This is a genomic window from Leptospira sp. WS58.C1 (genome assembly GCF_040833995.1).
Taxonomy (GTDB): domain Bacteria; phylum Spirochaetota; class Leptospiria; order Leptospirales; family Leptospiraceae; genus Leptospira_B; species Leptospira_B cinconiae.
Map to the genome: position 1 here is coordinate 1,807,085 of NZ_CP162137.1, position 14,431 is coordinate 1,821,515.

The window sequence follows — 14,431 nt, forward strand, 5'->3', positions numbered from 1 at the left end:
GTTTGTCCATTTTTGTAACCGGAACCGGGACCGATATCGGTAAAACTTTTTTTTGCTCTCTTATGATGGCGAAATATGCGGAAGAGCTAGGACTCAAATATCTAAAGCCGATCCAAACCGGTACTGATTCCGACCGTGTGAAGATCATGAATCTTACCGGACTAAACGAGTCTTATTTTTTAAAAAATTATTATACCTTCGAGTTACCGGCTTCTCCTCATCTTGCCGCCGAAATGGAAAATACGACTGTGGAGACCGACGAGCTTTCCAGGCATCTTTTCAGCATCAAGGACGCTAAAATATTGGTGGAAGGCGCCGGAGGTGTATACGTTCCGATCAAACGTTATTTTTTTACTGCGGATTTAGTGGAACAGGCAAAACTACCATTGGTATTGGTGGCATCCACTGAGCTCGGAACGATCAATCACACGTTATTATCTTTAGAGGCGCTTCGAAAAAGGGAGATCAAGGTTTTGGGTGTATATTTTATCGGTCCTGAAAACCCTCTTCGGTCTGACAATATCCGGACCATAATAGAAGCAGCTGAAATCGGACTTTTAGGGACATTTCTTCTTCCGGATAGGATATTGTCTCGAAAGCAATTCTTGGATAAGGTTGCAAAAGAATTCGATCCGGATAGAATCCTCCCGGAATTACTTTTCCCTTGATCTGGCATCCGTATACAATCCAACTAGATTCCGATCCTCCTTTAAAGATCGTTTCCGCAAAGGGAGAATTTCTATATGATGAAAACGGTAAAGAATATATAGATGCGATCTCTTCTTGGTGGGTAAGCATCCACGGTCATAACCATCCCAAACTTGTGGACGCAGTTAAAAAACAATTGGAGTCTTTGGACCATGTACTTCTCGCAGGTTTTACCCATCCTCCCGCCCTGGAGCTTGCCCATGAACTTTTAGAATTTACGGGTTGGAATTTTCATAAGGTAGTCTATTCGGACAACGGTTCCACTGCACTCGAGATCATGCTTAAGATCGCTCTTCAGTATTTTAGGAATCAAGGTAGAGAAAAGAAAAAAATATTCATCAACTTCTCCTATTCGTACCACGGGGACACGATCGGAGCGATGAGCGTAGGAGGAGACTCCGTATTTAATAGAGTTTTCCAAAGCCTTTTATTCCAGACTAAAAATTTTCCTTCTCCCGCATGCCACGATTGTCCCGTTTCCAAATCTCCGCATTCCTGTGCGGAAGATTGTTTGGACGAATTAGAGGCATATTTATCCGCTCACTCGGAGGAAGTAGTGGGTGTGGTGATGGAACCTTTGATCGCAGGAGCCGGTGGAATGTTATTTCATAAGCCGAGCGTTCTGGCAAGACTGAGAGAGATCACGGAACGTTACGATGTACTTCTTCTTCTGGACGAAGTATTTACCGGTTTTGGAAGGACCGGGACCGATTTTGCCTACCAAAAAGCGGGGATCCGACCTGACATGATTGCTCTTGCAAAAGGACTTACAGCCGGAATTTTACCCTTAGCAGTCACTCTTGTTAGGGAGGAAATTTACAAAGAATTCTTATCCTCGGAACCTATGAAGGCATTCTATCATGGACATACTATGACGGGATATCCTCCGGGTTGCGCTTCCGCGCTTGCATCATTACGGATTTATAAAGAAGAAAATAGGTTAGCCGACGTAAAACGATTGGAGTCCTATTTGGAAGAAGGTTGGGCCAGACTAAGGGCGGAATTTCCCGACAAGATCAAAAATACAAGGGTCCTTGGTTCCGTAGGAGTGGGAGAGGTTTTTACCGGTAAATTGAAACCAGGTTACGTGAACCCGTTCGCTAGAGAGTTCCGAAGGATCTGCCAAGAAAGAGGAGTGATTGTCCGACCGCTTGGGAATGTAATATATATAACCCCTCCATACAATATTTCTAAATCGTCTTTAGATCGGGTATTCCAGGCGATCCGAGAAGGTCTTTCCGCTTATAAAATCGTAGATTGACGAACGCCCGTTTTTTAACCTGAATATAGATTGCCAAGAAAAACACTGCCTCGGAAGCTATCGGCAGAATGAAACTTAGTCTAGAAACTCCCCCAGTTACCGAAGAGAAAGTATTTTCGGAGGTCCCGAGTATAATCGACCGGGAGGAAACGTATGCTATTCTAAGCGGTCAGATCCCGTTGACTGAGGCATTGGACAAGGCATTCAAGGTCCGTGAAAAATACTTCGGTAAAACGGTCCGTATCCACGTTCTAGACAATATTAAGAACGGACATTGTCCGGAAGATTGCGGTTACTGCGCTCAAAGAAAGAACGCGGGCTCCGGCGTTCAGGAATATTCCATGAAGTCTCCTGAGGAAATCTTCCAAGACGCGGTCCAAGCCAAGGAGAACGGCGCATATCGTTTTTGTATGGTCACTGCGGGGACCGGACCAAATTCCTTAGCGACTGAAAAATTGGCATTCACGATAGAAAAGATCAGCAAAGAGTTAGGCTTAAAAGTATGTTTGTCCGCGGGTCTCTTGGACAGAGAAAAGGCCGAACGTTTAAAGGCTGCCGGTCTAGACAGATACAATCATAATCTGAATACTTCTAAAGCACACTATCCCGAAATCTGTGACACCCACACCTACGAACAAAGAGTGGAGACCATTACCCATTTGATGAAAGCAGGAGTGGGAATGTGTTCCGGCGTGATCGTCGGGATGGGAGAATCTCTTTGGGATCTAACGGATGTTATATACGAGATCAAAAACTTAAAAGTGATCTCTATTCCTGTGAATTTTTTCATACCGGTGGCAGGGCATGCGATCAAAAATCCTCAAAGTTTAACTCCTGAATTTTGTCTCAGAACTCTAATCGCTTTTCGGTTAGTGAATCCCGATTCAGAGGTTCGAATTGCTGCCGGGAGAGAGGGGCATCTCAGAGGCTTACAAGGAATGGCTTTATATGCCGCGAATTCTTTGTTTGCAAGCGGCTATTTGAACGTAAAAGGTTCCGATGCAGCAGACACGATCCGAATGATCTTAGACTCAGGATTTTATCCTGAATTTTCTTCCGGGGTAGGAGAAGAAATCGATTGGGAATCCGCTCTTGGAAAAGACCATCCATATGCGCCTGAAAATTTCCCGGAACTTTATAAATATCGGAAATCCTTGAAATAGTTTTTTTGAATTGAGAGCCAAAAATCGTATAGCATTTTCAGACCGAGTATGGGAAGATTCCCAAGCTTGGTGGTTTTCCAATATTAATTTCGGAATAGATTGAAACTCTGGTAGGGATGAAAATCCTGGATATAACGGAGATTGTCGGATGAAATATAAAATAGAGATCAATAAACTAAAAAACGGCTATATAGAAGCCAAATTGATCGATACAGTTTCCAACAACCCAATTGAATTTCGTATTTGTGACACGGAAGAATATCTGCAGGCTCAGATCGCCGACTGGCATAAACGATTTCACATGAAAGAATCCGAGAACTGAGAATTTTAGAGGGACCTAAAATTAAATGAAAGTATTAGGGATTTGTTTTTTTCTCCTTTCCCTAATCTCTTGTTCCGTTTTCCAAACCCGGACAGTATACGATTATTACAATCCTTCTTTCAAATGTGTGGATAAGGTTGGGATCAGGGATTCGGAAGAATGGGAATCCTACCAGAAATTGTATCAGGAAGCGGTTCTGATCTATACGAATGAGAACGAAAAATTAAAAAAGGCGAATATAGTTTTCGTGGGCAATAGTCTGATCGCCGCAATTCCGCCCGATCTGATCCAGACCTACTTTCCAGGTTCCGTGAATCGTGGGATTGCAGGTGATATGACCGAACTTCTCTTGAATCGCCTGGACTCGACTGTACTAAATCTAAAACCTTCTACCATTATCCTAGAGATTGGCGGAAATGATATCCGGGACGGGAAATGTCTGGATTATATAGAAGGGATCCATAAGCAGTTGGTCCAAAAGATCAGGACCAGTCTGCCGAATACAAAGCTGCTTATACTCGGGATCCCGCCGGTTTTGAGTCGAAATGTGAACTCCGTATCTCCTATCGTCAATTCCTGGCTGTTGAGGATCGCAAACGAGAACCAGAACGTCCAGTTTTTGGATATCTGGCCGGAGTTCCGACAAAAAGAGATCCCATTCATCCGAGAAGAATTGGCATTTTCTTATGATGGAAAAAAAGACCCGATCCATATCAATAGAGATGCCTATATCATCTGGCTTCGCAAAATTAAATCTCTCGTTCGATAATTTCCGTGATTTTATTTTTTAGTCCTAAAAAAGATTCGGATCCCCAAAGATTATCCGAAGCACTTTCCGATAGATTCGGACAGGCTGTTTTTATAGAAAGAAGGTCCGAAGTTTCCAAAGATTTCGTATGCGATGTCTGGAAAACGGATCGTACACTTCCAAGAGAAGAGCTAATCTATCTAAGACAAGAACTACAAAGATTCAGAAAAATTGATCTCATCCAGATCTCTTCTTTTTTAAAAGATGCTTCCTTATTTTGTTTCGATATGGATTCCACTTTGATTAAGGAAGAAGTCATTGATGAATTAGCAAGATACGCAGGCGTTTATGAAGAAGTAGCGCAAGTGACCAAGGAAGCTATGGAAGGAAATCTAAACTTCCATGAAGCTCTCCATAAAAGGTGTTCTTATCTGAAAGATCTTCCTGTTTCCATTTTCGACGACTTGTATTTTAAATTACATCCGAATTATGGAGTTCCTGAATTATTCCAGGAACTTAGGAAGAAGAATGCAAAAACCGCGGTCTTCAGCGGCGGCTTCTCCGACATATTAGAAAGATTTAAACAAGAATATTCCATAGACGAGGTCCGAGCAAATTATCTGGATAGAGCAGGGGATAAACTGCTGGGTACTGTTTCCGGAACTGTGGTGGATAAAAATATCAAAAGGGATTCTCTTTTAGAACTTCAATCCCGTTTCCAAATGAGGAAAGAAAATGTCGTAGCTGTGGGTGACGGTGCAAACGACCAACTTATGTTAGAGGCTGCCGGGATTGGGATCGGATTTCATGCGAAAGATGGTCTTAAAGCCAATATTTCCAATTGGATCGACTTTGCGTCTATGGATGTTCTTTTGTATTTATTTGAAGAGTAAGATGTTTGAACACATCTAGGAATTCCAACAAGTATCTGTAAAATGTATGTAGGAACTTCAACACGATATTTGAAATAAACGTTGCAATTCCCACAACGAAGTCTTAAGTACGCGAGCTGACTCTCTTCTTCCAATCGTCCAAAAGTTTCAGCGCTTCTATCGGAGTCATCGAATCGATCGGAAGATCCGTAATCTCCTTTTTAAAGTCCTGCCAGAATTGATTGTCCGAATTTGGAGAACCTATATCCTGAAATAGAGAAGGTTCTCTGGTTTGGATGCGGATTTCCTTCTTCCTGGATTCCATGTCTGTGAGAATTTCCGCAGCACGTTTGACGACGGATTCCGGAACTCCCGCAAGTTGTGCCACATAAATTCCGAAGGATTTTTTAGCCTTACCCGGTTTTACCTTTCGTAAGAAAATTACCTTATCATCCTTCTCCACCGTTTCCATATGAAGGTTCCAAACACCTGGGAGCCTGGAAAGTTCCGTAAGTTCGTGATAGTGGGTTGCAAATACCGTTTTAGGCCTTGGATGCATTTCGGAAAGAGATTCCAAGATCGCCCAGGCAATGCTCATCCCGTCGTACGTGGAAGTTCCTCTTCCTACTTCATCAAAAAGTAATAATGATTGAGAAGTGCAGTTCTTTAGAATATTCGCAGTTTCTTTCATTTCCACGTAGAATGTAGACTCTCCCGCATTCAGATTATCTCCGGCTCCGATTCGAGTGAATAATTTGTCCAAAATCGGGAGTTTTGCGGTTTCAGCGGCCACACTCCCGCCGATCTGGAATAAGATCTGGTTGATCGCGATCTGCCGCATAAATGTGGACTTACCGGCCATATTCGGACCCGTCAAGATGGCGATTGAGTTTTCCTTTCCATCCAAACCTACATCATTCGGAGTGAATTTTGTGCCTACCGGGAGACTTGCTTCTACTACCGGGTGTCTGGAAGATTTCATTTCCAAAGTGGAATCTTCGCTTAGTTCGGGGCGGATCCAACCGAATTTCTCCTCCGCTTTTAAGAGGGAGATTTGGAAATCCAGATCTCCGAATTCTTCGGAGACGATTAACAGTTCGGAAGAATATTCCAAAACGGTTTGGACCATTTTTTCGAATTCCGCTTTCTCCACTTTTTGGATGATCTCGTCCGCTTCTAAAATAGTTCTTTCTATCTCTTCTAATCGGGCAGTGGTAAATCTTTCCGAGGTAACTAGAGTTTGTTTTTTGAGATATTCTTTAGGTGCCTGTTCCGCCTGTACACGGGAGATCTCTATAAAATACCCGACGATCTTATTGTATTTGATCTTAAGAGTAGAAAGCCCTGTTTTCTTTTTCTCTTCCGTTTCTAATTCTAATATCCAGTCTGCTCCTTTCGAACCAGCCTCTCTAGCTCTATCCAGGTTTTTATCGAATCCGTCTTTTAAAAATTTACCGTTTCCTAATATAACAGGCAGTTCGTCGGTATGGATCCTTTCTTCTATGTAACTCTTCAGTTTTTCCAATTTATCCGGTTTAGAGATCGGATAGCCAAGAGGGGAAAGGTAACCGATTAAAGAATCCAGGGTTTGGATAGAAGAAAGAATGGATTTAAAATCACGAGGATAAGCTTTGTTTCCTCTAAATCTGCCAAGGATCCTTTCTAAATCTCCTAAATCTTTGAGTGCCTGGGTTAGATGAGCAAAAGGGATCTTTTTAATGATATCCTGTTTTTCCCATCTGGATTTTAGGATGGCTGGATCCGTTTCCGGAAATAAGATCCTTTGTTTTAATACCCGCTTTCCCTTGGCGGTACTGCAAAAATTCAGAACTGAAAATAGGGTATGGCCTTTTTCTTCTTTTTCGTTTTCGATGAGTTCCAGGTTCAAGATGGTCTCTCTATCCATCTCCAGGTAAGAACCTGTTTGCAAAATACGCGGCTCTCTTAAGGAAAGAGTTCCATCCCTGTAGTTTTCTCTAATATAATATTCTAATGTTTTAGTAACCGTTTGGAATGGATCGTTAGAGTTTTCCGATCCGATATTAGATGCGTCTAAAACGGTTAGTTCTCTTTCCCCGAAGTTCTGCCAGGCCCTGATCCTTTCTAGGTCTTGGGAGAATACACAGATCTCACTGGGCCTAAATTTTACGAACTCCGACTCCAATACTTGTGTCCTGGAGATCGGAACGGCAAAATGTAAAACTTCTCCCGTGGAAACGTCGGCCATTCCCACAAAGATCAAAGCGGCTTTCGGGACCAAGACGCATAAATAATTGTTTTGGAAACCGGAGAGTAAATGTTCTTCGATGACTGTGCCGGGAGTGATGATTCTCACCACATCTCTCGTCATGAGCTTTGTGTTCCCATCTTCCGGTCTGGATTGTTCACAAACCGCTATCTTCTTTCCAGCAGTTAGTAATCTAGAAATATAACCATCCTTGCTATGGAATGGGATACCGCACATCGGAACGGAGTTTTGTCTTTTGGTTAGCGCTATATCCAGGATTGCGGAAGCAATTTTAGCATCTTCCAAAAACATCTCATAAAAATCGCCCATCCGGAAGAATAGGATAGAATCAGGAAACTTGGCTTTGATCTCCAGATACTGCCTCATCATAGGAGTATCTAGGGCCTCTGTCAGGTCTGGAGAATTAGTTTCCGTTGTAAGAGAATCTTTTTGCATTTCTAATAAAATTCCGAATGAGTTCTTGGTCCTTAATTCCGGGAGAAGATTCCACACCACTTGCCACATCCACTCCGTAAGCCTTTGTTTGAGCAAGAGCTTGTGCCACATTCTCCGGAGTTAAGCCCCCTGCGAGTAGATAAGGCCTGCGAACTTCGGAGACTTGTTCCCAAGGAAAACTTTCCCCTGTTCCGCCGCCTGCATCCGATTTATAACTATCTAATATCAATAAATCTGAATTTAGGAAATGGAGAGAATCATCGTTTACTTTTCCCCGAACACGATAGGAAATTATTCTTGTGTCTTTACTTTGATACAGTGGAGAAGTTTCCCCGGGAGCCAAAGAGTCGTCGCTAACGTATTGGACATAGTTGTGTTGCAAATTTTTTAAAATCGATTCTATATAATGGGTTGAAGATTTATAAAAAAGGAATACGATCTTTGGACGTAAAAAAGTAGGAACGGAAGTATACAAATAGGTAATCAGTATCTCCGCTTCATTTGGAGAAACAAGTCTTGGACTGGAAGAAACAAAATTGATGCCGATTAGGTCGGCTCCTTCTTCCACACATACCTTCAGATCGTCTACTTTTCGTATACCGCAGATTTTTACTTTAGGGGTTTGGGACATGGGACTTTTTTTCCGGGATTATATTTTGGTTCCGTTTCCGGCTCGAAATATTTCCTCTCTTTTCTATACAAGACCAGGACTTCCCCAAGTCAAGTATGATCGACCATAGATTTTTTCTAGAAGACAAAAGAAGCCTGAGGCTTTTGATCCTGGGAAACAGAGAAGCTACCGGAGATCCGAACGATCCCAATTTTATCCGGGAAAGGGTTGCCCAGGCCTCCGGAGTTGCGGGCGCAGATATATTCTTTATGAATCAGGAGCATGGAACTACTGTCCTGGAGGCAAACGGATCACCGAGCGCCGAAATTCCCACTGGGGACGCACTCTTTACCACGGAACCTAAGAAGATCTTAGTCGTAAAAACGGCTGATTGTATGCCTATCTTCTTTTGGACAGGAAGGCCTGCACTAGTTGGAGTGATCCATTCCGGTTGGAAAGGCACTCTTGCAGGAATTACGGAAAAAACCCTGGCCCATGTGCAAAAACGATATGGAGTGGATCCTGAATTGGTCCATTTCTATTTAGGACCGTATGCGACCGGCAAACATTACGAAGTCGGAGAAGATGTAGCTTCTCTATTTAGAAAAGAAGTCCCAAACTCGCTGAAAGTTTTGGAAGAGCCTGGAAAGTTTCTACTGGAACAAAAAACTTTCTTACTTCATAGGATTAAAAGTCTAGGGATCCAACCTTTTTTGGAAACTGCCGGTGTTTGCACCATGTCTCCTAATTCTAAGTTTTTCAGTCATAGAAGGGGAGATACCGGTAGGAATTTGAATTGTATCTGGTTGGAATAAGATCGGACGAATTGTATCAGGATCAGATCTTGATCGTTTTTCTGACGGTAGCGTTTGCTTTTTCTAGAACCTTCTCCCTTTTGATCGGTTTTACTAGATAGTCCATAATACCGTCTTCCGTTAGGGCCTTGATGACTGCAGGTGTGTTTTCATCAGTGATCACGATCACTCGGGGAAGAACTCCCATATCTTTCATTTCGTAAAAAGCCGCAAAGCCGTCTATTACAGGGAGGTGAAGGTCTAAGGTAATCAAATCTACCTTTCGGTTTTCCTTGTACATGTTTAGGAGTTCTTTACCCGTTTCCGCAAAACCAACCACTTCGTAACCTTCGGATTCCAGGATCTGAGCCAATTGTTTGGCTTGGAATTTAGAATTTTCCGCAATGATTACCTGATAAGGTCTTCCCGATGGAGCTACTCCGCCTTTCATCCAGTCACCGTCCCCGTTAATTCAAGAAATTTCCAGAAAGTTTCGCATATTTAGTATTTATATACGTAAAAATATGAAATTTTCCAAGCATGGAATTCAATTCCAGGCTTTATAAAACCTTCTCAATTTCTATTCCGATTTCTTCCGTTCCCAAAATTTCGGCACCTTTCTCGGCGATATCCCTGGTACGTTTTCCTGCGGAAATCACTTTACGGACTGCCGATTCTATCTTTTGTGCTTCTTCTTCCATAGAGAAAGAATAACGTAAGAGTAGGGCACCACTCAAGATCTGAGCGATCGGATTCGCAATTCCTTTGCCTGCGATGTCCGGAGCGGAACCGCCGGAAGGCTCATACAAACCGAAACCGGATTCCGAAAGGGAAGCGGAAGGAAGCATTCCGATGGAACCAGTGATAATAGAAGCCTCGTCGGAAAGAATGTCCCCGAACATATTCTCGCAAAGTATCACGTCGAATTGTTTCGGATTTACGATCAGCTGCATCGCCGCATTGTCTACGTAAAGATGGGATAATTGGACGTCTGAAAATTCCCTTTTGTGCAGATCGATCACCACTTCTTTCCAAAAAACGGAAGTGGTTAATACGTTTGCCTTATCGATACTTGTGACCTTATTATTTCTTTTTCTTGCGGCTTCGAAAGCGACTCTTGCCGCTCTTTCGATCTCTCTGCGGGAATATCTCATCGTATCGTATGCGAATTCTTCCGCTCCGCTTCCTTCTCTACCTTTAGGCTGACCGAAATAGATCCCGGAGGTTAATTCTCTTAGGATAAGAATGTCCAAACCTTCTCCAATGATTTCCGGTTTGATCGGAGAAGCTCCCCTGAGTTCCGGATAAATGATTGCAGGTCGTAAATTTGCGAATAGATCGAAATGTTTACGTAAGGGAAGAAGTGCTCCTCTTTCCGGTTGTTTTTCCGGGGGAAGAGATTCCCATTTAGGACCACCAACGGATCCGAACAGGATCGCATCCGATTCTTCACAAAGTTTTAATGTTTCCGGAGGAAGAGGGCTACCGGTTTTATCGATTGCAATTCCTCCTACTAAGCTTTCCGTAAATTGGAAGTCGGAAGCTTTGGAGCCGAGCGCTTTTTTCAGAACGGATAGGGCTACCTTCATGACCTCGGGGCCGATTCCGTCCCCTGCTAATACGGCTACTTTTTTCATAGAGAATATGTTTTCCTTTTTATTTCTGTGATTCGAGGACGGATTCTAAAATATCCAATCCCTCATTCAAATATTGAGTGGAGATCGTAAGCGGAGGCATGATCCGAATGACGGTATCTCCCGTTGCATTTACGATCAGTCCTTTTTCCAGACACAGTTCCGCGATCGGTCTAGACGGAACGGTTAATTCGATTCCGATATGCAGACCCTTTCCTCTGATCTCTTTTATGATCTTATTTTTTTGTTTCATCTGGTTCAGGCGGCTGAACGCGATCTCAGAACAAGAGTTCACATTCGCAAGAACGTCCCTGGTTTGAATAACTCTAATCGTTTCATAAGCGATCGCTGCAGCTAAATGGTTCCCGCCAAATGTACTGCCATGAGTGCCTTTCGCTAAAACGTTTTCGTATTTTTCCGCAACGATCAAGGCGCCGATCGGAAATCCGGAACCAAGGCCTTTTGCAAGAGTCATTACATCCGGAGAAAAGCCGAAAGTTTCGAAAGCGAACATGGTACCAGTTCTTCCGAAACCGGTTTGGATCTCGTCTAGAATGAGAAGAGCCTCATTCTCCAAGGTTAATTCCCTCACTAGGTTCATATAACCGTGAGTAAGTGGAATGATCCCGCTTTCTCCAATGATGGGTTCTGCGATGAATGCCACCACTCTACCGGCAAATCTTTCGAAAGGTTCCACCAATTCTTCTTCACTGTTCGGGCTGACGAATTCTATTCCATCCAATAACTTTCCGAAACCTGTATGCATTTTTTTCTGACCGGTCAAACTGATACCGGAAACGGATCTTCCGTGAAAACTTTTGTGGAGAGAAATAATGATCGGATCATGGATCTGTTTCTGTTCCGCATAAGCCCTTGCCAGTTTGAATGCGGCTTCGGTTGCTTCCGTTCCGGAATTACATAGGAATACTTTTCCAGGAAAGGTATTTAGGATGAGAAGTTCCGCTAAACGAGATGCCTCTTCCGAATAGAACCAATTGGAAGTATGCATCAGTTTGTCTATTTGGTTGCGGATCACCTCTATAATATCCGGATCGCTATGACCCAAATTTGTAACTGCGACTCCCGCTAAAAAGTCTATGTATTGTTTATTGTTTTGATCGAATAATAATTCGTTCACTCCGTACCGGAACGCCACCGGGTAACGATTGAATAAATCTATAAGATACTTGTCTGTAAGTTCTTTTGTCTTTTGGAATTCGGATGCAGTTTCGTTCATGATAAACCCGCCAATTGTAAAAATAAGGACTCTGTTTCTTTCAATTCTTCTAGTAAACCTTCCGTGAGTTTAGGGAGCTCAGCTTTGGTCTTAGGAGAAGTCCTACTCTTGAAAGAAGAATAAATTTTGATCTTAGGCTCAGTCCCGGAGGGACGGATGGTCAACTTTGCCTGGTTTTCTAATTCTAATTGGATCACATCGGAAGAAGGAAGTCCAGAAAAGGCCGATTTAGAAGCGCTACCTTTTGCGGTCTTATTCTTAAAATCCAAAAATCCGGTGACCTTTCTTTTTCCGATCGATTTCCCGATCAGATCGTTGTCTCGGAGAGATTGGAGCGAGTCTTGGATCTTTTTTTTGCCTGCTAGTCCCTCTAATGTTAAAGACTTTAGACTTTCTTGATACAACCCATATTTTAAATATATATCGTCCATATAGGAAAGAAGGTCTTTTTTTTCGGAAAGAACTTCCATGAGTAGAAGTGCAGAAGACAAGCTGTCCTTGTCTCTAACAAAATCCACAGGTAGATACCCATAGGATTCTTCTCCGCCGAATAGGAAATACTGAGTCTTGCTCTTGTCCAGTTTTCCCATCACTTCCGCGATAAACTTGAAACCGGTTAAAACGTTTTTCAGTGCGATCTTGTTGTTCTTTGCAATCTCGGCTTGTAGGTCTGTAGTTACAACGGTTTTTACAAGGACTGGTTTTTTTCCCTTTTTAGGTTTGGAGCCGACCTTCTCCGCTAAGTACGCTGCAAGAATAGAACCGATCTGGTTTCCATTCAGAAGTGTATATCCGCCTTTTGGATTTTTGACACCGATACCAAGTCTATCCGCATCCGGATCAGTCGCGATGAAAGCATCTGCTCCTATCTTTTCGGAAAGTTTTCTACTTAGTTCCAAGGCTTCCGGTTCTTCCGGGTTGGGGAATTTCACTGTTGGAAATTCTCCATCCGGATCTTTTTGTTCCGGGACCAGGGTTACGTTTTTGTATCCGAAGTTTTGTAATAACTTCTTCATATATTTTCCTCCGGTTCCATGGAGGGGAGAATATACTAGTTTAGTTTGGGATCTTTCTTTTGGAGTCACCTTTGTGGATACGATCCCGGATTTTTTAAGAGCTTTTAGATAAGAAGAAAAACAATCTTCTCCCGCTTTTTGGACGAGCTTCTTGTATTTAGGATCTTTGGAAGAAAGAAACGGGATCTCATTCCAATCTTGCACCTTATCGATCAAGGAAATGATCTTTTTATCGTCGGGAGGAGCAAGCTGCTCTCCTTTGGAAAGGTAAGCCTTGAAGCCGTTGTATTCCGGGGGGTTATGCGAAGCGGTTAGGACCACACCTCCCGTTGCCTTATAATAACGGACTGCGTACGATAGTAACGGTGTAGGAGCTACTTCGGAAAATAAGATGACCTTGATCCCGAAAGAGGCAGCCACACCGGCTGTAACCTCTGCGAATTCTCTAGATCTCCTTCTGGAGTCGTATGCAATGACTAAGATCGGCTTTTTGGATTTTTGGACCAGGTATCTGGAAAAGCCGAGGGCCGCTTTTCCAACGGTGAATTCGTTCATTCTGCCGATCCCGTTACCGATCCTTCCCCGCATTCCTCCGGTCCCGAATTCTAAGGGGACGGTAAATGCTTCGATCTCTAAACCGCTTGTTTCTCCCTTTTTGTATCTTTCCAGGATCTCTTTTGCTTCTTTTTGCACCTGGGGGGAAAACGGGGCTTTGGTCCAGGATTCTATGTGGGATTCTGTGCTCATATATTTCTCTAGTTCACCCTATACTTGGAATAAAAAATCTAGTTCTTCCTGGTTCAAGACGTTTTTTCGCCGATTCTATTAGTATGGAATCTAATGAAATTTCCCGAGAACAACATAGAGAACTGGACTCACTGAGAGCGGTTTTAAGAAACATTTCCTTTCTTCTCTTTTTACTTTCCGGAATTTTAACATTCGGAGCCTTTTTGAAAGAAGCCCCTGGAAAGATTGTAATCCAAGCTGTGTCGGCGGTTTTGTTTTTTATCTTGGGGATTTTGGGATACGGAGCTTCACTTTCTTTCCGTAAATCCTTGGTTTTGGAGGAGAAGGACCCGGAGCAGATCTTATTCGCTCTCAAGGATCTACGATTTTTCTTAAGTGGGTTAGGTTGGATCTTACTCGGTCTCTTTTTACTTTCCTTTTTTGGGGCTTTTGCATTGCTTCTTTCCTGAGTTAGAAGGGGAAGGATGAAGAAGAAGACCTTTTTCATTCGTCTCTCCTTTCAAACTATGCACGTAATTCAAATACTTTCAATTTTTCGCACAGAGGCACGGAGCACACAGAGTTAAAACGCCAATACCTCTTAAGTCTTTGTGTCTCTATGTGAAAAAAAACTTCGCGACTTTAGATAATAACTGA

At 42.8% G+C, this 14,431-nt stretch carries 14 protein-coding genes; 8 read left to right on the forward strand and 6 right to left on the reverse strand.

Features of this window, described 5'->3' with window-relative positions; translation table 11 throughout:
- Window positions 1-2: 2 nt before the first annotated feature.
- The 6 genes from bioD to serB all read left to right on the forward strand — a co-directional run bounded on the left by bioD (window position 3) and on the right by serB (window position 5,095).
- The gene (gene bioD / locus AB3N61_RS08200; RefSeq protein ID WP_020768404.1) at window positions 3-668 is read left to right on the forward strand and encodes a dethiobiotin synthase; all 666 of its coding nucleotides are present in this window, start codon (window positions 3-5) and stop codon (window positions 666-668) included.
- Window positions 665-1,969, forward strand: coding sequence for an adenosylmethionine--8-amino-7-oxononanoate transaminase (gene bioA, locus AB3N61_RS08205; protein ID WP_367899006.1), 1,305 nt, complete (start codon window positions 665-667; stop codon window positions 1,967-1,969). Before bioD ends, bioA begins: the two co-directional genes overlap by 4 nt.
- A gap of 68 nt (window positions 1,970-2,037) precedes the next feature.
- Window positions 2,038-3,132 carry a biotin synthase BioB gene (gene bioB / locus AB3N61_RS08210; RefSeq protein ID WP_367899007.1) on the forward strand — a complete coding sequence of 365 codons (1,095 nt, stop codon included), beginning with the start codon at window positions 2,038-2,040 and terminating at the stop codon, window positions 3,130-3,132.
- A 148-nt stretch (window positions 3,133-3,280) separates the two neighbouring features.
- Entirely contained in the window at window positions 3,281-3,454 is a 174-nt protein-coding gene (locus AB3N61_RS08215) for a hypothetical protein (protein ID WP_008591702.1), read from the forward strand.
- Window positions 3,455-3,479: 25 nt separating this feature from the next.
- Window positions 3,480-4,223 (forward strand): GDSL-type esterase/lipase family protein, encoded by a 744-nt coding sequence (locus tag AB3N61_RS08220; RefSeq protein WP_367899008.1) that lies wholly within the window; start codon window positions 3,480-3,482, stop codon window positions 4,221-4,223.
- A 92-nt stretch (window positions 4,224-4,315) separates the two neighbouring features.
- Window positions 4,316-5,095 (forward strand): phosphoserine phosphatase SerB, encoded by a 780-nt coding sequence (gene serB, locus AB3N61_RS08225; RefSeq protein WP_367899072.1) that lies wholly within the window; start codon window positions 4,316-4,318, stop codon window positions 5,093-5,095.
- A gap of 103 nt (window positions 5,096-5,198) precedes the next feature.
- Here serB and mutS read toward each other — a convergent pair whose 3' ends face one another.
- Together mutS and AB3N61_RS08235 are read right to left on the reverse strand one after the other, a co-directional pair.
- Window positions 5,199-7,757, reverse strand: a complete 2,559-nt coding sequence (gene mutS, locus AB3N61_RS08230) for a DNA mismatch repair protein MutS (protein WP_367899009.1) — start codon at window positions 7,755-7,757, stop codon at window positions 5,199-5,201.
- Window positions 7,726-8,388: a phosphoribosylanthranilate isomerase gene (locus tag AB3N61_RS08235; protein WP_367899010.1), complete on the reverse strand. Its 663-nt coding sequence runs from the start codon at window positions 8,386-8,388 to the stop codon at window positions 7,726-7,728. Before AB3N61_RS08235 ends, mutS begins: the two co-directional genes overlap by 32 nt.
- Window positions 8,389-8,483: 95 nt before the next feature.
- Between AB3N61_RS08235 and AB3N61_RS08240 the strand changes: the two genes are divergently transcribed.
- Window positions 8,484-9,182 carry a polyphenol oxidase family protein gene (locus AB3N61_RS08240; protein WP_367899011.1) on the forward strand — a complete coding sequence of 233 codons (699 nt, stop codon included), beginning with the start codon at window positions 8,484-8,486 and terminating at the stop codon, window positions 9,180-9,182.
- Between the two features lie 22 nt (window positions 9,183-9,204).
- On the opposite strand, the gene AB3N61_RS08245 is transcribed toward AB3N61_RS08240, so the two are convergent.
- The 4 genes from AB3N61_RS08245 to AB3N61_RS08260 form a co-directional block, all read right to left on the reverse strand.
- Window positions 9,205-9,612 carry a response regulator gene (locus AB3N61_RS08245; RefSeq protein ID WP_020768332.1) on the reverse strand — a complete coding sequence of 136 codons (408 nt, stop codon included), beginning with the start codon at window positions 9,610-9,612 and terminating at the stop codon, window positions 9,205-9,207.
- 109 nt (window positions 9,613-9,721) lie between these two features.
- Window positions 9,722-10,798 (reverse strand): 3-isopropylmalate dehydrogenase, encoded by a 1,077-nt coding sequence (gene leuB / locus AB3N61_RS08250; RefSeq protein WP_020768412.1) that lies wholly within the window; start codon window positions 10,796-10,798, stop codon window positions 9,722-9,724.
- A 19-nt stretch (window positions 10,799-10,817) separates the two neighbouring features.
- Window positions 10,818-12,032, reverse strand: a complete 1,215-nt coding sequence (locus AB3N61_RS08255; RefSeq protein WP_367899012.1) for an aspartate aminotransferase family protein — start codon at window positions 12,030-12,032, stop codon at window positions 10,818-10,820.
- Window positions 12,029-13,795 carry a phospho-sugar mutase gene (locus AB3N61_RS08260; protein ID WP_367899013.1) on the reverse strand — a complete coding sequence of 589 codons (1,767 nt, stop codon included), beginning with the start codon at window positions 13,793-13,795 and terminating at the stop codon, window positions 12,029-12,031. The genes AB3N61_RS08255 and AB3N61_RS08260 overlap by 4 nt, the downstream gene beginning before the upstream one ends.
- An 83-nt stretch (window positions 13,796-13,878) precedes the next feature.
- Between AB3N61_RS08260 and AB3N61_RS08265 the strand changes: the two genes are divergently transcribed.
- On the forward strand, window positions 13,879-14,244 hold the full coding sequence (locus AB3N61_RS08265; RefSeq protein ID WP_020768199.1) for a hypothetical protein: 366 nt from the start codon (window positions 13,879-13,881) through the stop codon (window positions 14,242-14,244).
- Window positions 14,245-14,431: the final 187 nt, after the last annotated feature.

Bases quoted from the DNA above. Each gene is read 5' to 3' on its own strand.
- bioB (WP_367899007.1), top strand. From the start codon at position 2,038: ATGAAACTTAGTCTAGAAACTCCCCCAGTTACCGAAGAGAAAGTATTT.
- AB3N61_RS08215 (WP_008591702.1), top strand. From the start codon at position 3,281: ATGAAATATAAAATAGAGATCAATAAACTAAAAAACGGCTATATAGAA.
- AB3N61_RS08220 (WP_367899008.1), top strand. From the start codon at position 3,480: ATGAAAGTATTAGGGATTTGTTTTTTTCTCCTTTCCCTAATCTCTTGT.
- mutS (WP_367899009.1), bottom strand. From the start codon at position 7,757: ATGCAAAAAGATTCTCTTACAACGGAAACTAATTCTCCAGACCTGACA.
- AB3N61_RS08235 (WP_367899010.1), bottom strand. From the start codon at position 8,388: ATGTCCCAAACCCCTAAAGTAAAAATCTGCGGTATACGAAAAGTAGAC.
- AB3N61_RS08240 (WP_367899011.1), top strand. From the start codon at position 8,484: ATGATCGACCATAGATTTTTTCTAGAAGACAAAAGAAGCCTGAGGCTT.
- AB3N61_RS08245 (WP_020768332.1), bottom strand. From the start codon at position 9,612: ATGAAAGGCGGAGTAGCTCCATCGGGAAGACCTTATCAGGTAATCATT.
- leuB (WP_020768412.1), bottom strand. From the start codon at position 10,798: ATGAAAAAAGTAGCCGTATTAGCAGGGGACGGAATCGGCCCCGAGGTC.
- AB3N61_RS08255 (WP_367899012.1), bottom strand. From the start codon at position 12,032: ATGAACGAAACTGCATCCGAATTCCAAAAGACAAAAGAACTTACAGAC.
- AB3N61_RS08260 (WP_367899013.1), bottom strand. From the start codon at position 13,795: ATGAGCACAGAATCCCACATAGAATCCTGGACCAAAGCCCCGTTTTCC.
- AB3N61_RS08265 (WP_020768199.1), top strand. From the start codon at position 13,879: ATGGAATCTAATGAAATTTCCCGAGAACAACATAGAGAACTGGACTCA.